Source organism: Bradyrhizobium sp. SZCCHNS2022 (assembly GCF_032377575.1).
In the GTDB taxonomy this organism is placed as follows: domain Bacteria; phylum Pseudomonadota; class Alphaproteobacteria; order Rhizobiales; family Xanthobacteraceae; genus Bradyrhizobium; species Bradyrhizobium aeschynomenes.
This window is the reverse complement of the sequence record NZ_JAUHHZ010000001.1, coordinates 4765677-4791690: the sequence shown is the minus strand read 5'-3', so window position 1 is coordinate 4791690 and position 26014 is coordinate 4765677. Positions and strand designations below refer to the sequence as shown.

Annotated in this window: 24 protein-coding genes; 9 read left to right on the top strand and 15 right to left on the bottom strand. The window is 66.6% G+C overall.

Annotation, left to right across the window (positions count from 1 at the left end):
* Positions 1 to 79: 79 nt before the first annotated feature.
* Positions 80 to 391, bottom strand: a complete 312-nt coding sequence (locus QXZ94_RS21500; protein WP_315722103.1) for a hypothetical protein — start codon at positions 389 to 391, stop codon at positions 80 to 82.
* A 190-nt stretch (positions 392 to 581) separates the two neighbouring features.
* Between QXZ94_RS21500 and QXZ94_RS21495 the strand changes: the two genes are divergently transcribed.
* The 3 genes from QXZ94_RS21495 (at position 582) to QXZ94_RS21485 (ending at position 2686) form a co-directional block, all read left to right on the top strand.
* Positions 582 to 1085, top strand: a complete 504-nt coding sequence (locus tag QXZ94_RS21495) for a hypothetical protein (protein WP_315722102.1) — start codon at positions 582 to 584, stop codon at positions 1083 to 1085.
* A gap of 147 nt (positions 1086 to 1232) precedes the next feature.
* Positions 1233 to 2018 (top strand): sulfite exporter TauE/SafE family protein, encoded by a 786-nt coding sequence (locus tag QXZ94_RS21490; protein ID WP_315722101.1) that lies wholly within the window; start codon positions 1233 to 1235, stop codon positions 2016 to 2018.
* A 5-nt stretch (positions 2019 to 2023) separates the two neighbouring features.
* Positions 2024 to 2686, top strand: a complete 663-nt coding sequence (locus QXZ94_RS21485; protein WP_172183589.1) for a DsbA family protein — start codon at positions 2024 to 2026, stop codon at positions 2684 to 2686.
* A gap of 75 nt (positions 2687 to 2761) precedes the next feature.
* Here QXZ94_RS21485 and QXZ94_RS21480 read toward each other — a convergent pair whose 3' ends face one another.
* The 4 genes from QXZ94_RS21480 to QXZ94_RS21465 all read right to left on the bottom strand — a co-directional run bounded on the left by QXZ94_RS21480 (position 2762) and on the right by QXZ94_RS21465 (position 6439).
* Positions 2762 to 2968 (bottom strand): hypothetical protein, encoded by a 207-nt coding sequence (locus QXZ94_RS21480; RefSeq protein WP_172111383.1) that lies wholly within the window; start codon positions 2966 to 2968, stop codon positions 2762 to 2764.
* A gap of 90 nt (positions 2969 to 3058) precedes the next feature.
* Positions 3059 to 3877: a hypothetical protein gene (locus QXZ94_RS21475; RefSeq protein WP_315722100.1), complete on the bottom strand. Its 819-nt coding sequence runs from the start codon at positions 3875 to 3877 to the stop codon at positions 3059 to 3061.
* 3 nt (positions 3878 to 3880) lie between these two features.
* Positions 3881 to 5233 carry a hypothetical protein gene (locus tag QXZ94_RS21470; RefSeq protein ID WP_315722099.1) on the bottom strand — a complete coding sequence of 451 codons (1353 nt, stop codon included), beginning with the start codon at positions 5231 to 5233 and terminating at the stop codon, positions 3881 to 3883.
* A 141-nt stretch (positions 5234 to 5374) separates the two neighbouring features.
* Positions 5375 to 6439, bottom strand: coding sequence for a phospholipase (locus QXZ94_RS21465; RefSeq protein WP_315722098.1), 1065 nt, complete (start codon positions 6437 to 6439; stop codon positions 5375 to 5377).
* A gap of 352 nt (positions 6440 to 6791) precedes the next feature.
* Here QXZ94_RS21465 and QXZ94_RS21460 point away from each other — a divergent pair, with 352 nt between their 5' ends.
* Positions 6792 to 8729 carry an Mbeg1-like protein gene (locus QXZ94_RS21460; RefSeq protein WP_315722097.1) on the top strand — a complete coding sequence of 646 codons (1938 nt, stop codon included), beginning with the start codon at positions 6792 to 6794 and terminating at the stop codon, positions 8727 to 8729.
* A 19-nt stretch (positions 8730 to 8748) separates the two neighbouring features.
* Here QXZ94_RS21460 and QXZ94_RS21455 read toward each other — a convergent pair whose 3' ends face one another.
* The 7 genes from QXZ94_RS21455 to QXZ94_RS21425 form a co-directional block, all read right to left on the bottom strand.
* Complete coding sequence (locus tag QXZ94_RS21455; protein ID WP_315722096.1) at positions 8749 to 9720, bottom strand: S1C family serine protease; 972 nt, start codon at positions 9718 to 9720, stop codon at positions 8749 to 8751.
* Between the two features lie 169 nt (positions 9721 to 9889).
* On the bottom strand, positions 9890 to 10195 hold the full coding sequence (locus tag QXZ94_RS21450) for a hypothetical protein (protein WP_315722095.1): 306 nt from the start codon (positions 10193 to 10195) through the stop codon (positions 9890 to 9892).
* On the bottom strand, positions 10179 to 11282 hold the full coding sequence (locus QXZ94_RS21445) for a hypothetical protein (RefSeq protein ID WP_315722094.1): 1104 nt from the start codon (positions 11280 to 11282) through the stop codon (positions 10179 to 10181). The genes QXZ94_RS21450 and QXZ94_RS21445 overlap by 17 nt, the downstream gene beginning before the upstream one ends.
* The gene (locus QXZ94_RS21440) at positions 11279 to 11719 is read right to left on the bottom strand and encodes a DUF4383 domain-containing protein (RefSeq protein ID WP_315722093.1); all 441 of its coding nucleotides are present in this window, start codon (positions 11717 to 11719) and stop codon (positions 11279 to 11281) included. The genes QXZ94_RS21445 and QXZ94_RS21440 overlap by 4 nt, the downstream gene beginning before the upstream one ends.
* Complete coding sequence (locus QXZ94_RS21435; protein ID WP_315722092.1) at positions 11716 to 13161, bottom strand: FAD-binding oxidoreductase; 1446 nt, start codon at positions 13159 to 13161, stop codon at positions 11716 to 11718. Before QXZ94_RS21435 ends, QXZ94_RS21440 begins: the two co-directional genes overlap by 4 nt.
* Before the next feature lie 72 nt (positions 13162 to 13233).
* Complete coding sequence (locus QXZ94_RS21430) at positions 13234 to 14751, bottom strand: AMP-binding protein (RefSeq protein ID WP_315722091.1); 1518 nt, start codon at positions 14749 to 14751, stop codon at positions 13234 to 13236.
* 65 nt (positions 14752 to 14816) lie between these two features.
* Positions 14817 to 15836 carry a helix-turn-helix domain-containing protein gene (locus tag QXZ94_RS21425; RefSeq protein ID WP_315722090.1) on the bottom strand — a complete coding sequence of 340 codons (1020 nt, stop codon included), beginning with the start codon at positions 15834 to 15836 and terminating at the stop codon, positions 14817 to 14819.
* A 203-nt stretch (positions 15837 to 16039) separates the two neighbouring features.
* Here QXZ94_RS21425 and QXZ94_RS21420 point away from each other — a divergent pair, with 203 nt between their 5' ends.
* Positions 16040 to 18043, top strand: a complete 2004-nt coding sequence (locus QXZ94_RS21420; protein ID WP_315722089.1) for a primary-amine oxidase — start codon at positions 16040 to 16042, stop codon at positions 18041 to 18043.
* 282 nt (positions 18044 to 18325) lie between these two features.
* Positions 18326 to 18730 (top strand): four-helix bundle copper-binding protein, encoded by a 405-nt coding sequence (locus QXZ94_RS21415; protein WP_315722088.1) that lies wholly within the window; start codon positions 18326 to 18328, stop codon positions 18728 to 18730.
* A 129-nt stretch (positions 18731 to 18859) separates the two neighbouring features.
* Here the strand turns inward: QXZ94_RS21415 and QXZ94_RS21410 are convergent, their stop codons facing one another.
* Entirely contained in the window at positions 18860 to 19030 is a 171-nt protein-coding gene (locus tag QXZ94_RS21410; protein ID WP_315722087.1) for a Flp family type IVb pilin, read from the bottom strand.
* A gap of 161 nt (positions 19031 to 19191) precedes the next feature.
* The gene (locus tag QXZ94_RS21405) at positions 19192 to 20745 is read right to left on the bottom strand and encodes a winged helix-turn-helix domain-containing tetratricopeptide repeat protein (RefSeq protein WP_315722086.1); all 1554 of its coding nucleotides are present in this window, start codon (positions 20743 to 20745) and stop codon (positions 19192 to 19194) included.
* 136 nt (positions 20746 to 20881) lie between these two features.
* Here QXZ94_RS21405 and QXZ94_RS21400 point away from each other — a divergent pair, with 136 nt between their 5' ends.
* Entirely contained in the window at positions 20882 to 21931 is a 1050-nt protein-coding gene (locus tag QXZ94_RS21400) for an alpha/beta hydrolase (RefSeq protein WP_315722085.1), read from the top strand.
* A 5-nt stretch (positions 21932 to 21936) separates the two neighbouring features.
* Here QXZ94_RS21400 and QXZ94_RS21395 read toward each other — a convergent pair whose 3' ends face one another.
* Positions 21937 to 22509, bottom strand: a complete 573-nt coding sequence (locus QXZ94_RS21395; RefSeq protein ID WP_315722084.1) for a GNAT family N-acetyltransferase — start codon at positions 22507 to 22509, stop codon at positions 21937 to 21939.
* 360 nt (positions 22510 to 22869) lie between these two features.
* On the opposite strand from QXZ94_RS21395, the gene QXZ94_RS21390 reads away from it, so the two are divergent.
* Positions 22870 to 24279 (top strand): hypothetical protein, encoded by a 1410-nt coding sequence (locus QXZ94_RS21390; protein WP_315722083.1) that lies wholly within the window; start codon positions 22870 to 22872, stop codon positions 24277 to 24279.
* A gap of 167 nt (positions 24280 to 24446) precedes the next feature.
* Entirely contained in the window at positions 24447 to 26006 is a 1560-nt protein-coding gene (locus QXZ94_RS21385; RefSeq protein WP_315722082.1) for a hypothetical protein, read from the top strand.
* Positions 26007 to 26014: the final 8 nt, after the last annotated feature.

The window sequence follows — 26014 nt, the reverse complement described above, 5'->3', positions numbered from 1 at the left end:
CCTTATGCCAAAAGCCGCCGTTCCGAACAATTCCCGGCATTGCGCAGGCGCCATGCGTGCGGGTGCCCGCCGCTGCCGATCATTTCGGCTTCTCCGGCGTCGGCGTCGGCGTCGGCGCGGGCGCGGCGGCCGCAGCTGCCGCCGCCTTGTCGCGCTTGCAGGCGGAGCGATATTTGCCGCGCGCCTTGCCCTTCAGTCCCTGGTCGTCGGCCTCCTTGGAGCAGGCGACGGAAATCGCCCGCCGCGCCGTCTTGTCCATGGTGGCGAACTTGTCGGTGGCGGCATCGGGGCGGGACGGCAGTGTCAATCCGGGTTGCGACGAGGCCGGGCCCGCGGCCAGCAGGATGGCAGTCGCGACGGCCGCGGCAGCCGCCCGGGCAGTGAAAGTCATGCAGAAATCCTCGAACGAAAGGCATGGCGCGACGTCCGGCCATGCTGAACCCGGAGTGAATGGAATGAGCCGGATCGTCGCGCGAGGCAAATTATATTTTCGCGCAGCCACGCTCCGGCCTGCTTTGTCGGCCGCAGGCGCCTCGCTAGAATTACCGTCCCATTCAACATGCTCCACGGGGAGATCTGGGATGAGTTTTCAGGCAAAATCATTGGTTGGTTCGTCACTGGTTGGTTCGTCACTGGCCGCGCTGGCCGTGGTCGGCCTCACGGCCTTCGCCGCCGCGCCGGCCCACGCGCTGACCGCGCAGGAATGCAGCGCCAAATACAAGCAGGCGAAGGAGGCCGGCACGCTGGGCGGCCAGAAGTGGAACGACTTCCGCAAGGCGCAGTGTGGCAGCGACGCCGCCCCGGCCGCGGCGGCTCCAGCCGCGCCTGCCGCCGAGGCCAAGCCGGCGAAGGAGACGAAGTCCGCAGCGAAGGAGGCGGCTCCCGCGCCCAGCGGTCCCGCCGTGTTCCCCAATGCCGTGGATCCGAAATACGCCAAGGAGACCGCCGGCAAGGCCCGCATGCACACCTGTGTCGATCAGTACAATGCCAACAAGGCGACCAACGCCAATGGCGGCATGAAGTGGATCCAGAAGGGCGGCGGCTACTTCAGCGAATGCACCAAGAAGCTGAAGGGCGCGGCCTGAGCGGGCTGGCGATGATGTCGTCGGCGGCCGGGCGCGCGATGCGTCCGGCTGCCGCTCTCCTTGCAACTGGCGCCGGCCGCGGCGACATTGCGGCTCCGGTGATCTTGGGGCTTGCGTTCATGTTCGGGAAATGACCTTGTCCCCGCCATGATGTCTGCCACTCAAAGCATCCTCGGCGTGCTCAGCGGCGCGATGGTCGGCTTCTCGCTCGGCCTCGTCGGCGGCGGCGGATCCGTGCTGGCGGTGCCGCTGATGGTCTATGTCGTCGGCGTGCCGGAGCCGCACATTGCGATCGGATCGAGCGCGATTGCGGTGGCCACCAATGCCGCCCTCAATCTCGTCAATCACGCGCGCGGCGGCACCGTGATCTGGCCCGTCGCGGCGCTGTTCGCGGCCGCCGGCATCGTCGGCGCGTTCGTGGGCTCGCTGCTTGGCAAGATGGTCGACGGCCAGAAGCTGCTGGCGCTGTTCGCACTGGTCATGATGGTCATCGCGATGCTGATGCTGAAGACGCGGGCGCGCGTCGGCATTCCCGACGTCAAGATGAGCATGGCCAACCTGCCGGCGATCGTCGGCTTCGGTCTCGCGACCGGAACGCTGTCCGGCTTCTTCGGCATCGGCGGCGGCTTTCTGATCGTGCCGGCGCTGATGGCCGCGACGGGCATGCCGATCATGAATGCGGTGAGCTCGTCGCTCGTCGCCGTGACCACGTTCGGACTGACCACGGCTGCGAGCTACGCCTGGTCCGGGCTCGTGGCGTGGGATCTTGCGGGACTGTTCATCGCAGGCGGGATCGCCGGGGGACTTGCCGGCACGCGCCTGGCGCGCCATCTCTCAGAGCGGCGCGGCGCATTGAACATGGTGTTTTCGGCGGTGATTGCGGCGGTCGCGCTGTACATGCTGGCGCGCAGCCTGCTGCACATCTGGAGCTGATCGTCATGACACGCAGCACATTGGACACGACCACGGTCGATGCCGGCCGGCGCGGGCTTCTTGGCCTTCTTGCCGCCGGCGCCGCTGTTTCCCTGTGGCCGCGCGCCGGCCATGCCGAAGAGGCCGATGAGCCCGACGAGGCCGCGGTGCTGCGTGATCCGGATGCGCCGGTGCTCGGCAACCCGCAGGGCGACATCGCGATCGTCGAATGGTTCGACTACAATTGTCCGTATTGCCGCAAGCTCGATCCCGAGCTGCAGCAGATCGTCCACGACGACGGCAAGGTGCGCTGGGTGCTGAAGGAGTGGCCGATCCTCGGCCCCGTGTCGGTGGTGGCCGCGCGCATGGCGCTGGCCTGCAAGTACCAGGACAAATACGCGCGGGCGCATGATGCGTTGATCGGTGTCAGCTCGAAGCTCACCGAGCCGCGCATCGAGGAGCTGCTGTCGGAAGCCGGCATCGACGTCGATCGTGCCAGGCGGGATCTCGCGACCAATGCGAAGGCGATCGGCGCGATGCTGGCGCGCAACGACAGCCAGGCGCGCGGGCTGCGCTTCCGCGGCACCCCGTCCTTCATCGTCGGCAAGTTCAGGGTCCCCGGCGTGCTCACGATGCCGCAGTTCGAGCAGGTGATCGCCGACGCGCGCAAGGCGATGGCCACCAAATAGGCGCACATGGAAAAGGCGCCCCGGCATCGGCCGAGGCGCCTTCACGGCAGCAACGCTGCGCCTGACTTTGACGACTTACTTGGACGAGATGCGAACCCAATCGTCGTGCGCGCGGGTCTTGAGCGAATTCCAGCTGTCCGCGGCGACGTCCCAGTTGACGATGGTCCGGCGCGTCTGCGCTGTCGGGCCGTTGGCGACCTCGGAGGTCTGCATCGAATCGTGGATGTAGACGCCAAATCCCAGAATGAGCGCACCAAGGATCATTCCCACGAATGTCCGCATGATCATGTTCTCCAGTGTGACGGCCGACAACGCCGCCGCCGTAGCTTGGTTCCGCCGTCGCAGCGGAAGGTTCAAGCGGGACCAGACAAACTAAGTGCGTGGTTTTTCGGGACGCGATTCCGGCGCCGACGTGACCAGATTGAGCGCTTTGAGCTCGTCGGGCTTGAAGGTGAACAGCTGGTCATGCGGCGTCTCCATTGCATGCATCCAGACCTTGAGATCGACACCCATGTCCGCAAGGTGCCGCTGGCAGCGCGCGGAGACGTTCTGTGCGAGACTCATGTCGTCGTCCGAGCGGGCAGCATTGGCGGACCTTACCGCGGCGATCTGATGCACGCCGATCATCGCGCGCTCGCCGGCGCGTCGCTCGGTGCCGCCGGCGAACACCAGCGGGCACGACGAGGCGCAATGCTTGCCGGCCTCGACCTCGGTGGCGAATTTTCGCGCCCGGATCAGCCGGCCCATCGCGAGCGCGTCGGCGACCGAGCCGCCGGGGGAGTTCAGTACGACGGTCTTGATGTATTCGCCGTGCCGATCGACCTCTTCCGCGAAAGTCCGCGCGCTGCCCGGCGTGATCGTGCCCGTCGCATAGAGCCGGCCGCCGCCGCGCAGTTCGAGGCTGAGCGGCCGCTCGAGCGCGGGATCGCTCTTGGGCAGCGGCATCAGCCGCTTCAGCAGCGGTGCCAGCACGGCAGGAGCCTCGGCCGGCCCGTCGGCATGCTCCCGATGCACGTCGAACGGGGGCGAGGCGGTGTCGGATGTGACACGCGGCTCATTCAGTTCGACGAGGTCGGCCGCAAGGACCGCGACGGTCACGGCAAGGACGACGCGGAACGTCCAGCGCAGCAGGCTCTCGTCGGGATTGTCGGCGAGCCAGGCTTGGAGACGTCGATTGACAGCCGAAGCCACGAGCTACTTCCCGATTCGAGCCGACGACAGCGAGGTGACGTTCTCGTCCGCAACAGCTCCTGATGCGTGCGCCGGTTGCGGCTCAATGGGTGGCTCGGCAGGGACTTCGCGCGGCGTAGCAGCAGGCCGCGCTTCGGCTGAGCGCCGCGCATCTTCGACCTCGCGGGCGATCTGCAGGGCCGTGACGAGATCACTGGCGGTGAGGCTGGACGCGCTCGCGGCGGGCAGGCCCTCGCGGCGGATCGCGGCATGCACGACGCAGAGAATCAGCACCAGCACGGCCGGCATTAGGTCGATCGAGATCGCGCCCGCCCAGCTCGGGATGAAATCGCCGGCATAGCGCAGCACCGCTTCTGCCGGCGACAGCGTCTGGAATCGCGTCGGCTCGATGCGCGGCAGCGCCAGGATCTTGTCGGCAGCGTCGGCAAGCGAGGCCGCCTGCGTCGCGATCGCGCCTTCGACCTTGCCGACCACGGCGGTCTGGCGCTCGGCCAGGTCGCCGCTGCGTCCGCCGGCGGCGGGCGCGATGAAGCCGGCGGACAGCGAGGTCGCGGCACGCTTTACAGCAGGAGCCACCGAGGTCTGCTGCAGATTGGCAATGATGCCCATCAAATTGAGCGACTCGGTGGCGAAGGCATCGCTCCGCGTGGCGATCGGACCCCGGTCGGAGATCAGCTCGCGCATCTTGGCGAGGCTCTTGCTGCCCTGCTCATAGAGCCCGGAGACACGCTTGCCGGACTCCTGCACCTGCTGTCCGAGACCATCGAGCTGCGTCGACATCTGACTGAGCAGTTGGACGACGGTTCCCGAGCCGGAAGTCCCGGTAAGAGAGCCGGCGCGTTCGGCCTCCGCCAGCTTGGCGAAGCGCGAGGAGGCGAGCTGGATGTCGGGCAGCAGGCTCTGCGCCGCGATTGCCTGGCTGTTGGCCCGGTCGAGGTCGCGGGTGTAGTTCTGTACGGTGATCGCCAGGTGCTGTTGGATCGCGGCGGCACCGGCGAGCGCCGAGGCATTCAGCCAGGACGACATCGCGACGATCATCAGCGAGCCCAGCAGCATGCAGCCGCCCATCAGCAGCCGTCCCATCACGCTGGTCACGTGGGGCATGAACTGCATCATGAAGACCCAGAAAGCATAGATGCCGACCGAGACCGCGACGGAATAGATCACCGCTGCGAAGAACACCGTGGTGGCACTGCCGTTGAGCAGCTCGCGGACGCCGAGATAGGTGTAGACGCCGGCGGCGAGCGCCAGGATCGCCGTGGTCAGCTTGAGCGTGACCTCGAGGCGGCTGACGCCATCCGCGAGCAGGACGGCGCTGGGGCGGGCCGAGGAGGGAGGCGCGGCGGGCGAGGGCATGAGCGATCCTTCGGCGGCGTCACATCCGCCCTGAGCAGCGCCCCCGCTGTTTGGCCAGACTGCAATCAATGCGGAGAAAATCGGTCGAGATTATGTCGCCGACCTTACCCATCCGTCATGTGCAGGCTGAGCAGGTCCGCTTCAGCTCATCAGCCAGCGCAACAGATCGACATTCACCTCGCGCGGATAGCAATGGCTGAGATCGTCGATCTCGCGATAGGCGATGTGGGCGCCAGACTTGGCCAGCGCATCCTGCGTGTGCCGCGCGATCTCGACCGGGAACATCCAGTCGAGCCGGCCGTGGACGATCTGAATCGGCAATCCGCGCAAACGATCCCGGTCGGCAATCTGCGCCATCAGCGGATGGAACGTCGCAGCTACCGGCGCGAGATGGGTGAACGGCGAATGGCGCTCCAGCCCGCTGACGTAGCAGAAGGTGCCGCCGTCGCTCATGCCCGTCAGCAGCATGCGCGCGGGATCGACGGCGACACGGCTGCGCACGAGATCGAGGATGCGAACGAGGTTCGGCGTATCGGCGTCCTCCCCCATCAAGGCCCAGGTCGGTCCCACTGCGGTCGGCGCAACCAGGATGGCGCCCATGCTGCGTGCCGCGCGCAGCCAGCTCCACAGGAAGTCGCGTCCGTTGCCGCTGCCGCCATGCAGCGCCATGACCAGCGGCCAGGCCCGGTCGGCCGTGTAGTACTCGGGAACGTAGAGCGAGAAGCCGCCGCGGTTACCGATCTCGTTGTGGTCGTGAAACACGGCGTCCTTGCCGGCGGTCGCCGCGAGCAGTTGACGCAGCGCCTGGTCGTTCCCGACCGCGGGATCGAGAAAGAATTCGCTGAGCGGCGGCAGGGTCGCGGCGAGTGGAAACAGCGCTTCCAGCGCGCGGGGCAGCTGCCGCAACGCCCTGAATACGTCGACCAGATCGCCTTCGCCGCGCTGGACCGCCCGCAGTCCCGCAAATGACATCAGCGCCGCGTCGGCCGCGGTGTCGAAGGCGATACGGATATGGGAGAAGTCGGCCGGCCACGACGTGAGATGGGCCCGCGCCGTCTGCAGCACCTGCTCGGGATCGCCGATGTCGGCCATCACGCGATCGAAATCCGGCGGGTTCAGATAGCGCGCGACGTAGGACAGAGCTTCGAGCGTCTGCAGCAGCGGCGGCAACATGATGAGGATGTCGTCCACCACGGCTTCGGTCATGCGGTCTCCTTGGTCGGGCGGGCCTGATATGTCACCCGCTGGCCTGCCAGCGCTCTCATGCAACGCAAAATCGGCTCTGCGGGCAATGATCATTTTCCGAACGTGTGTTCAATCTGCGCAGAGCAGCGTTCTGCTGCACCATATTGCACACAACACGGCAAGACAGCGCCGATTGACGGGGCGGATCGCGCGAGAGGCGCAACATCGGCGAATGCACGTGTGGACGAATCGCGATTGACAAAGAACGGGCGTGATGTCGCACTTCATGAAAGGCGGCAGTCGAGCCTGGGTTCCGAATGGAGCACGGTGCGCGGACGAAATTGCCGACCGGCTGCAAGGGGGGATCAGCATCATGAGCAAGTCGCCGTCGGCCGCGTTGATCAACGCCGTGCTCGCCATGGACGTCTACAACAGGGGTGTCAATCCGACGCTCGCGGTCAACTTCAATCGCATCGGCAGCTATGAGCTGGTGGCAGGCAGCGTGACCTCGGCTGCGGACAATTTCGAGGCCGCGACCTATCAGCTCGCCGGCGATCCGTCGACGCGAATCATCTCCTATCGCGGCACCGACACGATCGCGGACGTTCCCGGCTGGCTCGGCGGCGCGGGGCTTGTCGGCTGGCCGACTCAGTTTCCCGATGCCGAGGCCTACTACAAGACGTGGGCGACGACGTCGAACGTGTCGCTCACCGGCCATTCGCTGGGTGGCGGACTTGCCGGCTACGTTGCGGCGCTGAACGACAAGGTGGCCTATGCGTATGACGCGATGCCGTTCGAGTTCGCGGCCGAAGTCCGCTACGACCAGCTGCACGGCTTCTGGGGTGCACTGACCTCTCATCCCGTCGATCGCTTCAACGACATCCACATGGTCTCCGTGTCCGGCGAGGTGCTGCAATATGTGCGCGCCGCGGCCCCCGTGCTGGAAGCGCCGCTCGCGCTGCTGCAACTCGGGCCGATCGCCGGAGCGCTGGCGATCGCGCATGCGGCGATCGGCATCTCGTCCGAGCAGAAGACGGTGCTCGGCGCGGGGACCGATCTCGGGCTCGATCCGGTCAGCCTGCATTCGATCGCGCTGCTGACGATGATGCAATGGGCCAGCGACAACGATGCGCAGGACTGGAAGAAGGCGGCCGCCGTGCTGCTGGCGCCGCTCGAGGATGACGCGATCGCCTCGGCCCTCGGCATCCCGGCGGCGGGCGTGGGCGGTGAAGGCGCGCCATCCGACAAGATGAAGGACATGATCGCCTATTCGACCGTCACCGACGCGAGCGGCTATGGCAACAGCGCCGTGCAGGCACTGTTCAACGGCGGCGACGTGCTCGGCAACAGCTTCAGTGCGGCGACGGCGGCGACCTATCTGAAGAATGGCGGCGTCGAGAAGGCGCTGGCCGAGATCGTGGTGGAGTATTCGGCGCTCCTGGCGCAGAACCACGACGAGGTGACCTCGCCAACGCCGGGCGTGATCGGCCACGAGCACGGCATCCTGTATCAGGATATTGCGAACAACCTGCTGGTTGCGGACCTGTCGTCCGATCTGTGGTCGCGCACCGACACGGGGTCGGCGGTCGACATCCTCGGCAAGACCGCGTTGATCGATGCAGTTGCCGGCTTCGACGGCGAGGATGCCGGCCTGATCGACATGGCGATCAGCGTGCTCTGGGGCGGCAAGACCGACAATCTTGATTGGCTCAGCGCCGCGCTGAGCGATGCCTCGACGATCGTGACGATCGATCCCGTGTCGGGCGCGATGATCGCAGCCACCGACGGCGCACTCCTGATCGCAGGCGGCGGCAACGACACGCTGCTCGGCACCGCCAATGACGACCTCTTGATCGGGGGCCTTGGCAGCGACGTGCTGAAGGGCGGAGCCGGCAACAACATCCTGGTCGGCGGTGTCGGGGCGACCTATCTGTACGCGCCGGGCGACGGCAACGACGTCATCATCAACGGCATCGCCTCGCTGTCCAAGCCGACCGGCACGCTCGATTTCGGGACCGCCTACACCGCCGACAGTTTCTGGTTCGTCAAATCGGGCAACGACCTGGAGATCGACATTCTCGGCAGCCATCAACAGGTCACCGTGGCCGATTGGTTCCTCGGCGGCTCCTATCAGCTGCAGGAGATCAAGGCGGGGGGCCTGGAGCTGGATACGCACGTCTCGCAGCTGGTGCAGGCGATGGCGACCTACTCCCAGACGCATCCAGGGTTCGATCCGACGGCGGCTTCGCAGCTGCCGAGCGATGCGCAGCTGCACGACCAGGTCGCGGCAGCCTGGCACGTCATCGCCTGAGCCGAGCTCAGCGTCCTGCTCAATGCAGCCGCGGCGCCTTCAAGAGCTTGGCGCGATCGGTCGACGCCACCGTGACGTCGAAGGTGACGCCCTCGTGGTGGACCGTCAGCGGCACGTCGACGCCGGCTTCGCCGAGCGCCCAGAGCTTGCGATAGAACCCGCTCTGGGTCGTGACCTTGTCGCCGTTGATGCCGAGGATGATATCGCCCGCCTTCAGCTCGGCGCGCGCGGCGGGCCCGTTGTTGGAGACGCCGATCACCACGACGCGGTCGTCGACCTCGGTCGCGTACATGCCGAGCCAGGGCCGGGCCGGCTTGTTGACGCGGCCGAAGCGCCTGAGATCGTCGATGATCGGCTTCAACAGATCGATCGGCACGATCATGTTGACGTGCTCGGCCTTGTTGTCGCGCTCACGCTCGAGCTGCAGCGAGCCGATGCCGATCAGCTCGCCCTTGGCGGACAGCAGTCCGGTGCCGCCCCAATTGGGGTGTGCGGGATGGGTGAAGATGGCCTCGTCGAGCAGGTATTCCCAATAGCCGGCGAACTCCTGCTTCGCGACGATCTGGCTCGCAACCGATCGCGTCCGGCCGCCGGCGCCGCCGAGCACGACCTGGTCGCCGATCTTGGTGGCCGCCGAAGACCCGAGCGGGAGTGCCGGCAGGTCGAGCGGGCCGAGCGCCTGCACGAGACCGAAGCCGGTGGCAAAATCGAAGCCGAGCACATGGCCCTCGACCACGCGCCCGTCATTGAGGTGCAGCCAGACCGACTCCGCCTCGGTGATCAGATAGCCGATGGTCAGCACCAGCCCGTCGTCGATGACCACTGCATTGCCGGCCCGCTCGGTGCCCAGCGTTTCCGCGCTGAAGGCATCCGGCGGAATGATCGCGTGCAGGCCCACGATCGAGGCCAAGGCTTGATCGAGATCGTATTGATAGTCTTCGGCGCGAGGCTGGAAGGCGAACGGCACTTTCCATTCGGTCAAAGAAGGCATTGCTTTCTCCTGCCCTGTCGAAAACCGGGGGGCATCGACCAGGCTCTTGCTTCGTGTCGCGTGATTTTCGCGTCTTCGCCACAGCGTCAACGCGAGCTTAACATCTTTGAGCGTCGGCGCCAGTTCCGAGGCCTCGGCAATCGCGCGGAGAGGCCCGGCGCATTCGGCGCTAGCTGCGGCCGCAACCCCTGCCCATGATCGGCCAGACCAGCCACGCGCCGGCCGCGTAGAGGCTGCCCACCGTCGCTGTTCCCGTTCTCGCCGCGACGTGGAAACGCCCGGCGTCGAGCAAGGCTCCATCGGATGCAACGACCGCCGGGATCATGCGGTCGGCGGGTCCGAACACGACCACCGCGTCGGGCCTGATGACCAGCGCCATGGCCGCCATGCCTGCGAACCATGCGAAGGCGACCGCCAGCAGGCCCCGCAGGGGCAGGGCGGTCGACAATGGGAGCCGGTCAGTAGTCGTAGGCATGCTCGAAATCGTATCCGGCAGCTTCGAAACGGGCGATGTCCTGAACCAGCGACCGCACCGGCACATCGACGCCAATGCGGCGGGCCCCGGGACGGGACTGGATCGGGATGCTGAATATAGGCAATCCGTCGAAGGCTGCCAGCCGTCCGTCGCCCGGCGGGACCACGATCGTGACCAGGATCTGGTGGTTGCCGGCCACTTCGGCGAGCGCGGCGCCGGGGTGGCGCCCGAGCTCCTTGGCGAACGCGTCGAACTTGGCGTAGCGCGCGGTCTCGACCAGCACGCCCTTGGTGCCCTTCACTTCGCTCACCTCCCGGATCACCTTCACGCCCGGCATCGCCGCGAGCTCGGCGGCGGGCAGGCCCGTCACCACGCTCCGGATCGTCAGGACCGCGGGATCATAGCCGGCCGCATAGCCGATGACCGCCGCATAGGCCGCACGGCCGGCATATTGCAGGCTGAGCGAGAATCGCCGTTCCACCGAGCGCACCGACGGCACGAACGGCGTGTCGCGCCAGAACTGGTCGAGCTTGGCGGCGAAGGGGTAGCGATACCAGGGGGTCTGATAGAGAAATGCCGCGTAGTCCTTCAGCAGAGCGAGATTGAAGGCGTCCTCGGCGGTCTTGACGCCGTCGGTCGTCTCCTCGGTGAGCGCGCCGATGCTCTTCTCATAGGCGCCCTGAAGCGCCATTTCCGCGGTGAAGCTGAAGCCGATGATGTAGTTCGTCAGCTTCTGGTCCGAGGTCGCCGGCCCCGAGCCTGCGGCCTGCCGCGTGGCCCGGCACAGGCTGCGCCAGAACCCGGCGATGCTCGACAGATAGCGGAAGTCCGACTCGGAGGTCTGCCCCGTCACGCCGGCGAGATCGCTGTAGGCGTGCACGATGTACCATTCGGGAAAGGTGAGGAAGCTGTCGCCTTGCGACCTCACATAGCCGGGATCGGTGATGCCGAACTGCGACGTCACTACCGGTGTCGGGACGTCGGCGGTGCAGACCGTCTCGACGCTGATCACCGTCGCGGCGATGCCGATCGCCGCAGCGGCCGCCAGCGCGCCGGTCAGATAGAGGATTTTGCGGCGCAGGCTCATGCTGTGACGGGTCTCGCCCCCCAGGGTGACCAGCCGACCGCGATGCCGATCGCGCCGAGCGCCAGATGCGGCAGGCTGGAGAGCACCTTCACCAGGAGTGAGGTGTTGCGGATGCCGTCGATGACGATCGAGAGGTCGAGATAGCCCGCGCCGGTGAACACGCCCATGATGCCGTCGAGGAAATACAGCGTGCCGAACACGCGCAGGAAGAACACGGCGCTGCGGCGCGACAGCGTCGAGGCCAGCGCCCAGAGGCCGGAGGCGACGTGCAGGGCGTCCTTGTAGATGTCGAGCTGGAACAGGCCGAACACGCGTCCCTGCGCATCGATGAAGGCGGGGATGTAGTCCGTGGCGGCCGCGAACAACAGCGCCGCGGCGAGAGCGAGCGCGGCGATGCGATGGCGGTCCAATGAGAAGCCGTCGGCTGATGCGGTCATGCGAGATAAGCGTCCCACATCGCGTTGCGGAACAACAGGTTCGGATCATACTGGCGCTTCGCCGCGACGAAACGCGCCACGGCGGGATAGGCCTTCTCGACCTGATCGCGGCGGGCGTGCAGACGATAGGGCAGATAGAACGCGCCGCCAATCGCGGTGATGCGGTCGATCAGGGCTTCCGTCGTGCGCATCATGTCGATCTCGCCCTCGGGCGAGGTCGACTGCGAGAACGACATCACCGCCGCGATCCGGCGCACCGGCGCGATGCTGAGCACAGGCGTCTTGTCCTCGGCAACGTAGCGCAAGGTGACGTTGAGGAACTCGGCGCGTGCCTTCGGAATGATCTCGCGGCATGCGGTGAGGAACTCGCCGAAGCGCTCGGGCGCTACGAAATATTCATGCAGGATGTCGGTCCGGTGCATGTCCTTTTGCGCCAGGTTGGCGACCGGCTCGGCCATCAGCGAATTGCGGGTGTATCGACCGTCGGAGATGGCCGGGCCGAGCTGCGTCTCCATGAACCATCGCAGGCCCTTGGCGACCTCCCATCCGGTTTGCGCGCGATAGATCGTATTGGCGACGCCCGTGAGCTTGCCCGAGTTCGTCACCGCAGGCAGCGTCGTCGGCGCATCGGGAGCCGGCCGGAAGGTGACGAGCAGCGCGTCGTCGAAGAACGCCTTGCGCGACACCGACATTCGGCCATAGGCCATCTTCACATTGGCGTCGCCGTCGACGCTGCGCATGAAACGCTCGGCGAACCTGTCCGGCGTCATGCGCTCGAAGCGCGGTTCGAGCAGGAGGTTGGGCACCATCTCGACTTCGAGATCGACGATGATCCCGAACAGGCCATAGCCGCCCATCGCCAGGCCGAACAACTCGGCATTCTCGGTGCGCGAGCATTGCACCAGCGTGCCGTCGGCGAGCAGCATGCGGATCGACTTCACCGTCGAGCCGAACGGGCCGTACGGTACCGGCCAGCCATGGGCATTGACGCAGAACGTGCTGCCGACGCCGAAATCGCTGTTCGACTGCATCACCGCCGGTGAGAAGCCCTTGGCGTCGAGCGTGGCGATCACGTCCCACCAGCGGTTGCCGGCGGCAGTGCGATAGGTTCGTGCCGCGGTGTCGAGCTCGATCGCGCCGCCGTCGAGCGTGACGGCGGTGCCGTCGCGCGGCAGGCTCTGGCCGCCCATCGAATGCCGGGCAACGGCCGCCGTCACCGGGCGTCTCGCGGCCGCCGCTTCCTTCAGCTCGGCGCGGAGGCGCGCGATCAATTCGTCGGTGGCCGGCTTCTTGATCACAACATGCTTGGCGACGGGCGTCGGATTGAGCCGGCTGGCGTCGTTGAGGATGGTGCGCAGCTCGGCTCGTGCCCCCGGCATCCGCGCCACGGGCAGGGCCGCCGCCGTAGCCGCGGTGCGTAGAAACCGTCGTCTCGAGATCATGGCGCGGACACTCCTTACCCCCAAGCGGAGTCTATGCCAGCATCGTAAACGTTCGAAAAATTCTCGCGGGCCTCACTCCGCGGCCGGCCGCCCCCTGGTCGGCAGCAGACGAAAATCCCGTCCCTCCTTGATCCAGGCGGCGCGCTCGTCGCGCAGCAGGGTCCGGCGGACCTTGCCGGAATCGTCGCGCAGCATCATGTCGACCAGCTCATAGCTCTCCGGATGCTTGTAGCGGCTGAGCCGCTCGGTCAGGAACGCGCCCATGCCGTCGACGATCGCCTGCGTGTCCTTGGCCCGGTCGATCTCCACGATGGCATGCACGCGCTGGCCGAGCTCGGGATCGGGCAGGCCGACCACAACGCAGGAGCGGATGTCGGGATGCGCCATCAGCGCCGCCTCGACCTCGGCCGGATAGATGTTGGCGCCGCCGCGCAGGATCATGTCGGCAAGGCGATCGCCGAGATAGAGATAGCCGTCGGCATCGAGCCGGCCGATGTCTCCGAGCGACTCCCAGCCGTCGGCGCGCCGCTTCGGCTCAGCGCCGAGATAATGATAGGTGCTGCCGGGACCATCGGCAGGCAGGAAGTAGATCTCGCCGCTTTCCCCCGGCGCGACATCGTTGCCGTCGGGGCCCAAGATGCGCAGCTTGCAGGATTCATCGATCCTGCCGACCGAACCCCGGTGCTGCAGCCATTCGGTGCCGGAGATGATGGTCCGGCCCTGCCGCTCGGTGCCGCCATAGAGCTCATAGACGCGCTCGGGGCCGAGCCATTCGATCCACTTCTCCTTGAGCCATGCCGGCATCGGCGCGGCCATGTGGAACACCATCTTCAGGCTCGACACGTCGTAGCTGTTGCGCACCGCATCCGGCAGCGCCCAGATCCGGTGCATCATGGTCGGCACGAAGTTGACCCACTGGATGCGCTGCGCCTGGATCAGCCGCAGCGTTTCCTCGGCGTCGAACTTCACCATGCCCGTCAGCGTGCCGCCGGCGAACAGCGCGTAGTGCGACACGATGAACGGCGCGTTGTGATACAGCGGCCCGGGATTGAGCAGCGAGGCTCCCTTCGGAATTCCCAGCGGCGGCTCGGCCGCCGTGTCGGTCACCGCGGGCTGATGATCGAGGATCACCTTGGGCCGGCCGGTCGAGCCGCCCGAGGTCATCGCCTTCCAATAGCGAGAAACCGGAGCCGTGAGCGGTGCGTCCGAAAATCCCTCCGGCGTGAAGCCGGCCGGCAACGCATTCGGCGCGTTCCAATCGGCTTCGCCGCCGACCACGAGTGACGGCTGAAGGATCTCCAGCACCGCGGCGGCCTCGCCCCGCGGCAGGCGCCAGGACAGCGATGTCGGCGTCGCGCCACATTTCCAAACCGCAAAACTGGTCTCGAACAGCGCATTCCCGTTCGGCAGGCCGATGGCGACGAAGTCGCCGGGCTTGACGCCCTTGGCGATGAAGGCACGGGCGCGCGCATTGGCGCGGCGCTCGAGCTGCTCCCAGGTCAGCGCATCAGGTCCGTGCTGAACCGCGATGCTGTCTTTCGGTTTGCGCTCGGCGTACCAGCGCGGCACATCCGCGATCGGGATCAGCATGTTTCCTCCGCATCATCGGGCGACTTGTTCGCGCGCCCTTCTCGTTCGGCAGCTCGCGCCGCACGTCAGTGACGGAAGGTGTTGTGCCTCAACTCGGATGGTGCGTCCATACGCGCGCGCCGCAGGGTTTCGGATGGCAGTTCTGCGAAATGGCGCTTGTAGTCGAGCGAGAACTGACTGAAGTGCCAGAAGCCGTGGCGCACGGCGATGTCGTAAATTCCGTCGCGCGGATCGTGAGCAGCCTTCAGCTCGCGCCGCACGCGGTTCAGGCGCACCGCGCGCCAATAGGTGATCGGGCTGGTGCCGAGCACGTCCTGGAAGCAGTAGCTGAGCTTGCGGCGGCTGGCGCCGACCGCCTTGCAGATGTCGAGCAACGCGATGGGCTGGTCTGACGATGCCAGCATCAGCTCGCAGGCCCGATCGACGATCCGCTTGCGTGCGGCGCTGCTGCGGGTGTCGTCGCAGGGCCGCGCGTCCGGCAACAGATCGGTGATCGCCAGCAGCAGTCCGTCTTGAAGTGTGCGGCCGAGCGCTGCACTCTGCCTCCGCTCCGTCTGCGTGCCGCGCAGCCTGTCGATCGTCGTCAGCGCGGTGCGGAAGCGCGCCAGCGCATCCGCCGGTGCCGACATCGCGCGCATGCGATGTCGCAGATCGCGCGGCAGCTCGATCGCCAGCTGGCTTGCGATCTCGTCGACGAGACTGGCCGACAAGGTCACGCCGCGCAATGTGAAGCCGCGCGGTGTGCAGATGTCGACCTCGGCATCGAAGGAGACGATCAGCGCGTCCTGCGAAATGCTCGTGCCGTTGACATTCACCGGGCCCTCGCCGCTGCAAGGCACGGCCAGGCCGCAGCAGTCGCGCCCGAGTTCGCCATGCTGCCGCACCTGTTGGCTCGTGACCTCGTGGAAGACATCGAGCTGCGGCAGCGACAATTGGGTGAAGCTGCCGCGGAAAGCGCCGGCGCTGATCTGGTCATAGGTCAGACGCCAGCCACCGAGCTGCGCGCAATGCTCGTCGACGTCGGCGCTGGTCGTCTGCACCAGGCCCGGGCACGCGGCCCCGCTATGCGTCGGCTTCAAGCTCATGGCATCACGGCGTCATCTGATGAGACCGCCGTGCAAGATGCACGCCGGCCGGCCGCCGGTCGCACCGGCAGACGTCGATTTTGCCCGATTTCGATAACGCTGTCCTGCGTCTGATTGGCAGTCTCGCGGCCAGACAAGCCGCGGTCGGACGCGTACTCTCCTGCCCCTTCGAGACGGACCGACCAGATCGAGGGAGAATCATCGTGCAGGACATCGCTGCAGCTCCGGCAATCGCCGCCGTCCACCCGCTCGACCCGCTGACCTCCGAAGAGATCGCCGCCGCCTGCAATCTGGTACGCGCAGGCGCCGTGGCGGCGGACAGCTGCCGCTTCCCGATCGTGCGGCTCGAGGAGCCGACGAAGGCCGAGCTTGCGGACCTTGACGGCGGGCAGGCGCTGCCGCGCAGGGCGTTCGTGGTCTCGCTCGACATTCAAAATGGCGAGTCGGTCGAGCATGTCGTCGATTTCGGCGAGAAGGCGATCGTCTCCCGCAAGCCGGTGCCCAACCAAGAGGCGCCCTATGGCCAACCGCCCGTGATGCTGGAGGAGTTCTTCCGCTGCGAGGCGGCGGTGAAGGCCGATCCCGGCTGGCGCAAGGCGATGCACCGGCGCGGTCTCACGGACAAGGACATCGAGCTGGTGCAGGTCGATCCGTTCTCGTCCGGCTTTTTCGACCTGCCGTTCGAGCGCGGAGCCCGCATCGTCCGCGCCGTCAGCTTCTTCCGCGAGCATCCGCAGGACAACGGCTATGCCCACCCGATCGAAGGCGTCGTCGCGGTGGTCGATCTGATCGCCGGCAAGGTCATCGATCTCACCGACGCGGACCCGGTCATTCCGATCCCCCGCAAGAAGCGCAATTACGGCGCCCATGAAATGACGGCCCCACGCACCGATATCAAGCCGCTCAACATCGAGCAGCCCCAGGGGCCGAGCTTCACCGTCGACGGATGGAAGGTCGATTGGCAGAAATGGAGCTTCCGCGTCGGCTTCACACCGCGCGAAGGTCTCGTGCTGCATCAGCTGTCCTATCAGGACGGCGCGCGCAAGCGGGCGATCATCCATCGCGCCAGCGTCACCGAGATGGTGGTGCCCTACGCCGATCCGACCGCCAACCACTTCTGGAAGTCGGCGTTCGACGCCGGCGAATACGGCCTCGGCATGCTGGCGAACGCGCTCGAGCTCGGCTGCGACTGCCTCGGCAACATCCATTACTTCGACGTGCCGGCCGCCGACAGCAAGGGCGAGCCGTTCGTCATGAAGAACGCGATCTGCATGCACGAGGAGGATTACGGCATCCTCTGGAAGCATTACGAGTTCCGCAACGGCCTGTTCGAGGTGCGGCGCTCGCGCCGTCTCGTGATCAGCTTCTTCGCCACCGTCGGCAACTACGATTACGGCTTCTACTGGTACATGTACCAGGACGGCACCATCCAGCTCGAATGCAAGCTCACCGGAATCATCCAGACGGCGGCGATTGCGCCGGGTGCGACCTATCCGTGGGGCGGCATGGTCGACGACGATCTCGGCGGTCCGACGCATCAGCACTTCTTCAACGTACGCCTGCACATGGACATCGACGGCGGCGGCAACACGGTCAGCGAGCACGAATTCGTGCCGCGTCCGTGGGGGCGCGACAACCCGCACGGCAACGCATTCGATACGACGAGCCGCGTGCTGTCGCGCGAGCGTGACGCCGCGCGCATTGCCAATGGCGAGACCGGCCGCTACTGGAAGATCTCCAATCCCAACGTCAAGAACTCCGTCGGAGCCTCGCCCGGCTACAAGCTCGTGGTCAATCCGAGCCCGCTGATGCTGGCGCAGGAGGGCAGCTTCGTGCGCAGTCGCGGCGGCTTCGCCACGAGGCACGTCTGGGTCACCGCCTTTGATCCGGCTGAGAAGTACGCCAGCGGCGATTATCCGAACGTGCATGCCGGCGGCGACGGCCTGCCGCGCTACATCCAGCAGAACCGCACGATCGAGAACGCCGACATCGTGGTCTGGCATTCGTTCGGGCACACCCATGTGTGCAAGCCGGAGGATTTTCCGGTGATGCCGGTCGAATATGCCGGCTTCGTGCTCAAGCCGGTCGGCTTCTTCGCCGCCAATGCCGGCTTCGACATTCCTCCGGAGCGCAACGCGAAGAGTGTGCTCAGTGCGGACACGCCGGCGGGACCGGCAGGCGGCGGCAGCTGCTGTCACGGCAGTTGAGCTGCCGCGCACCGGATCGCGCCGAAGATTAAGGGATGCATGCCGGGAACAGGTTAGGCGTCAGCGCGTACCGATACGTTGATGTCGCAGCCAGAAACCGGCAAAATCAGCTGCGTCCGCCGTTCCCCATTGTGGCCGGTTGTCACCCGGCATGCGCAAGGACAACCGCTTCGCCGGCGAACCGTTCCGGATGAGATCGCGGCTTCCAAGCAGGGCTCCGATTTAAGAACCTCCTCGGCGGATCATCATTGACCCTGAGGGGGCCAGCTCTCGGAGTTTGCCATGCACGCCCAACAGATGATCGAAACCCATCCGCATGTCCGCGGCCAGGTCGATGACGCGCTCGTGCGCTGCATCGAGGAGTGCTATTCCTGCGCGCAGACTTGCACGTCCTGCGCCGATGCCTGTCTCGCCGAGGACAATGTCGCCAAGCTGACGCAATGCATCCGTCTCAACCTCGACTGCGCCGATGTGTGCACCATCACGGGCCGGATGGCGACTCGGCGCACCGGATCGGATCAGGAGATGATCCGGCGCATGCTCGACGCCTGTGCGGCGGCCTGCCGGTTCCGCGCCGAGGAATGCGAGAAGCACGCTCGCATGCATGCGCATTGCCGCATCTGCGCCGAGTCCTGCCGCCGCTGCATGAGCGCCTGCGAGGAAGCCGGGCGCAGCATGGCCCATTGAGTCCGGGAACGGTCGTTGAGACCAGGAGGTGCCAGACAAGCAAAGGCCGGACCCGAAGGCCCGGCCCGTCCGACCATGGCGACCGGATTGCTCCGGTCCTGAGAACGCCATCCAGACGAAGTGCTTCGATCAGCCGCCGTTCAATTTGGTCGTCAACGTCGTAAAGATGCCCTCGATCGTCAGTCCGAGCTGGTTGAGGATCGTGATGATCGCGAGCGCAATGCCGGCAGCGATCAGGCCGTATTCGATGGCGGTCGCACCCGATTCATCCTCATAAAATTTGAGAAGAAATTTCTTCATCGGTTCCCCTTCCCACCTCCGCGAATTCAGCCTCCAGGAGACGTCCGCGAAACTACGGGTTGGAACCTAAGGTAGTATGAATGGGGTGCGACCAAGTTTCGCGACTTTGCTGAAATGATGTGATTTGCAGCCGTAGCCGCGCTGTTCTGCACGCTATCGGTCTAAGCGGGTACGCCTGCTGCGCGAAGCGCTTCCGCATAGGTTGTGGCCATGGCGCGCACGGGGAACGGGATGCGGTTCAAGAAGCCCGTCACCGTGAGATGAGGCTCCACGCTCAGGAGCTGGCGCGCGATGTCGGCGGCCCGATCCATCTCTCCGATTCCGACCCAGGCGACGATCAGGACCCGTAGCGCCACGGCAAATCGGCGGTTTTGACTGAGCGCCTTCTCGGCCCAGGTGATGGCCTCTGCCAGCTCGCCGCTGGTCACGGCGCAAATCGCCATGGCGCCGGCCGCGAACCAGCCGCGCGGATCGCGCGGATTGAGCCGCAAGGCGCGTTCGATCATCGCCCGCCCCTCGGCTGGGCGCCCGGCCATGGCCTCGATCCAGCCGCTCATGGTGAGCGCCATCGCCGAATTCGGATTGATGGCGAGCGAGCGCTGGAACAGCTCGCGCGCAGGCGCGATGTCGTCGGCCATGTTCCAGATCGCGAACGCCGCCATCCACAGCACTTGCGCATCTCCGGGGGCGCGCTCGCTCGCCTGCCATGCCAACGCGACGGCCGTCTCGCGATAGGTCTCGCCCGGATCGCTCCAGCCCTGGAAATGGCGTAGCGCCTGGCAATAGGCGCTAGCGGCCATCGCCGGCGCATAGCCGGGATCGATCGCCAGCGCTTCGTCGAGACAGCCGAGCGCCGCCTTGAGACTCTCCGGAGTGAAGGCGTCGCGCAGGCTGGCGGCGCGCAGCACGAGATCATAGGCGTCGGGGCGCGGCAGCGCGCGGCGCCGCGCGCTCTCGGCGAGCTCCAGGGTCGGCTCGATGGCAGCCACCACGCTTTCGGTAATGCGGTCCTGCAGCGCGAACATGTCGCTGACCTCGCCATCGAATCGGTCGGCCCACAGATGCGCACCGGAGCGAGCGTCGATCAGCTGGCCGCTGATGCGCAGGCGGGCGCCGGCACGCTGCACGCTGCCTTCGAGCACGTAGCCGACGCCGAGCTCGCGTCCGACCTCACGGATGTCGACCGCCTTGCCCTTGTAGGTGAACGACGAGTTGCGGGCGATCACGGCGAGCCCGCTGCAGCGGGACAGCGCCGTGATGATGTCCTCGACCATGCCGTCGGCGAAGTAGTCCTGCGCGGCATCGCTGCTCATGTTGGTGAAGGGCAGCACCGCGATGGCGGGGCCGTCGACCGACGTCGCAGCCGCGGCGGTCGCCGTCCGCTCGGCCTCGGCCTGCTCGCTGACCTCGCCCGTGAAGCGGATGCCCTTGCGCGGGATGGTGCGGATCAGGCGCTGTGCCTCGCCGCTGTCGCCGATGGCGCTCCGTGCTGCGCTGATGCGGCTCGCCAGCGTCGCCTCGGAGACGATGCGGCCGCCCCATATCTCGGCGAGGATCTCGTCCCGGCTGACGACGCGGTCACGGCTCCTGATGAGGAATGTCAGCAGGTCGAACACTTGCGGTTCCAGCGCGATCAGATTGCTGCCGCGGCGCAGCTCGCGGCGGCCGGCGTCGAGTACGAAATCGTCGAAGCAATACACCACATGCGCCGCCATCGCTGCCGCGGGAACCGGTCCCCCTTCTCCTCACGCAAAATCAAGCTGGTCTCAAGGAAAAATCAAAGCCTTCTCCAAGCGCATCCTGCTCACACCGCGCACAAGAGGCCGGCATATCCGAACCAGGAGCTTCGTCATGCCGACCGTCCTTCAGCACAGCCGCCGCCATTTCCTGAGCTTGGCTGGAACCGCCATCGCCGCCTTTCAGCTCGGTTCCGATGCCGCGAAGGCCGAGACCTTCAAGGCTGCATCGAAGCTGCCCGCGATCAGGCCGGGCACCGCCACGACGCTGGGGCCGATCAAGCAGGTCGTCGCCGGTGACGTCAACATCGGCTATGCCGAGGCAGGTCCCGCCGATGGTCCCGTCGTGATCCTGCTGCACGGCTGGCCCTATGACATCCACAGCTTCGCCGACGTCGCGCCGGCGCTGGCCGCATCCGGTCATCGCGTCATCATTCCGCACCTTCGCGGCTACGGCACGACGCGGCTGCTGTCGCTGACCGCCTTGCGCAGCGGCCAGCCGGTCGCGGTCGCCGCCGATATCGTCGCGCTGATGGATGCGCTGGGGATCAAATCAGCGACGCTCGCCGGCTATGATTGGGGCGCGCGCACCGCCAACATCATCGCCGCGCTGTGGCCGGAGCGCTGCAGGGCGATGGTCTCCGTGAGCGGCTATCTGATCGGCAGCCAGCAGGCCGGCCGCATGCCGCTGCCGCCGGCCGCCGAGCTGCAATGGTGGTATCAGTTCTATTTCGCCACCGAGCGCGGCCGCGAGGGCTACGACAAGAACCGGCACGATTTCGCGAAGCTGATCTGGCAGACGGCCTCGCCGAAATGGATGTTCGACGACGCCACCTTCGCCCGCAGTGCGGCAGCCTTCGACAATCCCGATCACGTCGACATCGTCGTGCACAATTATCGCTGGCGGCTCGGCCTCACGCAGGGCGAGGTGAAGTATGATGCGCTCGAGGCGAAGCTGGCGACATTTCCGGACGTCTCGGTGCCGACGATCACGATGGAGGGCGACGCCAACGGTGCGCCGCATCCTGCGCCCGAGAGCTATGCCAAGAAGTTCGCCGGCCGCTACGAGCACCGGCTGATCACCGGCGGCATCGGACATAATCTACCACAGGAGGCGCCACACGCCTTCGCGCAGGCGGTGATCGACGTGATGGCCGGCGCCTGACGATCTCAGGCGGGAGGCTGCTGCGAGCCCCGGTAGCGCAGCCAGGTCTCCCGCCGCACGATCCATCGCTCCGATCGGGTCTCACCCGTGTGATGCGCGAGGTCGATGAAGCCGGAGAATTCGGCGCCGGTCTTCTGTTTCACCCGGCGCGAGGCGACATTGCTCGCGACGTTGCAGACATAGAACGCATCGAGCCCGAGCGGACCGAAGGCAAAGTCGTTCACCGCTGCGATCGCCTCGGTCATCACTCCCTGATTCCAATAGGGCTCCGCAAGCCAGAAGCCGCGATGGCCCTTACGGGACTCGACGCGCGGCCGGAAGTGGATGTTGCCGATTGCCGTGCCGTCGCCGTCCCGCAGCACCAGCACCCATTGATGGATCTCCTCGCCGGCCGCGATCTTGTCGAGTTGCAGCCTGACGAAGGTCTCGGCGCCGTCGTCCGGATACGGCCAGGGCACGACGGCGGCGAGGGAGCGGATGATGTTCCAATTGTTGAAGTGGCGCTGGATCGCCGGCGCGTCGCTGAGCGCGAGCGGGCGCAGCACCAAGCGAGCAGTATGCAACGTGGGCGTGAGCATGGGCCATGGTGGCGTTAACCAACGCGGATCGCAACTCCAGCCCGCGGTCGCCTCGCGAAGAGCTATCCCATTGATTCATTGGAGACGTTACCCCGATTAAGGTTACGGAAGACTTTCGACCGCGTGATGGAACCAGATACTTCCACAACGCTGCATTGCGGTGCATGAATCGAATGCACGCAATTGCAGGGATGCAGCGTGTGTACAACCGCCGCAGGTATCGGAGGCGGAGCGGGCCCAGTTGCGCCCGATGAGGTGTTGGACATGAATCGCGGGACGGCGGGACATCGGTCGCGTGGCTCACAGGCGCAGCGTGCGTTCGATCCACACATGTGGCGCACACGGCAGCTGAGCCGGCCGATGCCCTTTTACGGCTCTGAGCTGTTTCAGCTCGGCTGCCCGCCGCTGGCCTCCTTCATTGCCGCCTTCCTCGGCTGCCTGATGACCCTGCATCTCAGCGCTTCCGGTCTGTCGCCGCAGGTCGCGTCCGCAGCTGCCGCGCTGCTGCTCTGTGCGTCGCTGATCCTGACGCGCACCGCGGATCTGGTGCCGAGCACGTTCTTCTCATCGGCCTATGGCGGCAGCTTCGTCGGCATGACGCCGGTGGCGCTGTTGAACGCGAGCGTGATCCGCGCCGGTCTGCCGCTCGATGCCGCCTTCACCTTGCTGTCGCTGTTCACCGGCCTGATGTTCTGTCTCGGATGTGCGCTCGACATGTGGCTGCGCGGGGGGCTGGCCCGCGGCTATGGCGGACGGCTGGGCGCGCTCGCGGCCGTCGCATCCTTCCTGTTCGTCGGCTTGGCGCCGCTGCTGGGCGCCGACGGCGAGCTGTTTCCGATCGCACGCCGGCCTGTGCCGGAGCTCGGGCTCGGCGCAGCGGCGATCACCTTCCTGCTGTGCACGGCGGGCATGCTGGCGACCATGGCGGCGCTGCGCTGGGCCCCCGTCGCAGGATCGCGGCGTGCGGTGCGCATCGTCGTCGCGGCGACGGTGGCGTTCGTCGGCCTGGTCCTGCTGCTGCAATTCGTCCCCGGCAACGCCCCCGAGCTCGATGCCTATTACGCCGGCTGCTTTCTCGGCATGTCGTCGTCGCGCCGGCTGCGCAGCCTGCCGCAGGCGATGGCGGCGGCGGTGCTGCTCACGGCTCTGGTCATTTTCACATACCCGATCCTTCCCGCGGTCGGCGGCAGCCTCGGCTACGTCGCCTTCGTCTCGGTGATGTTCGTCGACGCCGGCGTGCGGCTGTTCGTCGAGGCCGGAGAATCGCCGCGGCAGACCATGATCGCGTGGTCGCGCGGTCTTCTCGCCACCCTGGCCATCGTCGCGGTGCTGCTGTCGAGCGAGCTGCTGTTCGAGCAGCCGCGCGAGGAGCCGGCAGCTTCGACGCTGTCGGCGGCAAAGCCGGTTGCGCCGGTGCGGCAGACGGCGCCGGCCGACGAGGCAAGAGGCGAGGGCGGTGTGCCCGGCGAGAAGCCGGTCAACGCGCCGGTGCCGCAGCTTCCCATGCAGATCCTGCGGCCGGACGGCGGAGAGCCGTCCCCGCGCCGATCCAGCGAGCAAAGTCCGGCCGCGCCTGCGCCGATGTCCTCGGAGCCGCAGCGGCGCGTCGTCCGCTATGGCCAGGTGGCCACGGTGCCGACGATGCTGCCCAAGCGCAGCCAGGCGCGGGTGGTCCCGCACGCGTCCCCGCGCCCGCGCATCATGGCTCGCCAGGATGTGCAGCCTGCACCGGAGTGGAGGCCCGACCCGTCGACCTCGGCGGCCCCCTGACGGCAGACGCCAAGCCTTTTTGAGGCGATAACCCGCCACCGCCACACCTCCGCACGCGTTTCGCCATGTTTCCACTTCATCGTGCACCGTGCGGTGCTTAGGGGGGCTCGTCCGGTGGTCAGGACGGGATGAGAAGCCCGGTCGATCCACATGGGGGTGGTTCGCAGATGCAGCAGGCCTCTGATTGCGCGCCATGGCGAACAGGCCTGCCGGTCCTGTTCGAGCCGCGTCCTCAGCCGCGGCGTTTCGATTTCTCCGTCGCGCTTCTCGTGTCCTTTGCGGGCGCTTGTCTCGGCTGCCTCGCGACGTTGCATCTGAGCGCGTTGGGCCTGTCACCCGCGTTCGCCTCGGCGGCGGTGACGGTCGTGCTGTGCGCAGGTCTGGTGACGACGTCTCCCGATAATCTTGCAGCCACCACATTCTCGTCCTCGGTCTATGGCGGCAGCTTCAGCGGCATGACGCCGATCGGACTGCTCAGCGAAAGCGTCGTTCGCACCGGACTGCCGCAGGAGGCGTCACTTTATCTGCTGTCGGTCTTCTGCGGCCTGCTGTTCTGCATTTTCACCGCGATCGAAATCCGGCAGCGTATCGTGCTGTTGCAGGGCTATGGCGGACGCTTGGGCGTGCTGGCTGCGCTCGGATCGCTGCTGTTCGTCAGCCTCGGACCCTGGCTCGCCGGGCACGGCGAAACACTCCATCTGGCGCACCTGAATCAGTTCGACCGGGAGCTTGGCGGCTCGCTGGCGATTCTTGCAGCCTGTTTCACCGGAACGGTCCTGACACTCTTGATGCAACGCCTTTCGCATGTTGCAGAGTCGGGGCGGGCGGCCCGCACCTTCGTCTCGGCCACCCTGGCGTTTGCCGGAATGGCAATCATGCAGGGGCTTTGGTCCGACGAACGCTGTCTGGTCGATGCCTATTATGCTGGATGTTTTCTCGGCATGTCGTCGCCGCAGCGGCTGTCCGGCGCGCTGCAGCCGATCGTGGCCGCGCTGACCCTCACCGTGGTTCTGGTCCAGGCTTCGACGGTTCTGCCGATGGTCGGCGGCAGCCTCGGTCTTGCGGCATTCATTGCGGTGGCTGGCGTCGACATGGCTTGGCGGGCCGCCAGCGCGCTGCCGGCCCCGACTCACGCCATGAAGGCCGGGCTTGGCCGGAGCGTAGCCGTCGCCTTGACGGCGGCGGGGTTCCTGCTGCCGAGCCATATGCTTCACAGGCTGGCCGACGATACGATCGATGCCCGACGCGAGGCCGCTGCTGTCATCGCTCCGGCCCTCGTGGACTTGCCTGAGGAGCGAGCGGTGCACGCAGCTCCGTTGGAAGTCGCATCGCCCGCGCCGGTCGCTCTCGTCGTCGAACCCGCGTTGACGCTCGCCGTCAGTGCGAAGGCCGAGCCCGCCGTCGCCATGTCCCGGCTGGACGCGCCTCCCGAGGCCGTCCCCGCCTCGGCGCCGGTGCCGCGCGCGGAGCTGCCACGGACGCAGCGCGCAAGCCGAGCCGGCTCGGGATCTCCGTCGCCTTCGGCCAATGCCGGACCCTGGGGCATCATCCGGGCCGGAGAGCCGGGGCGGACCGGACCGGCCGGTGCTCGGCCCGTCCGCGCAAAGCCTGCGCCCGTCCGTGTCGCCGAGCCGGCGTCGGCCGTGCCGCATCCCGTGACCCGAACCCAGCTTCAGGGCGCGCCGAAAAGGCCGGCGCGGCCGGCCGCCACAGCCTCCTCGGAATGAGCCGCGCC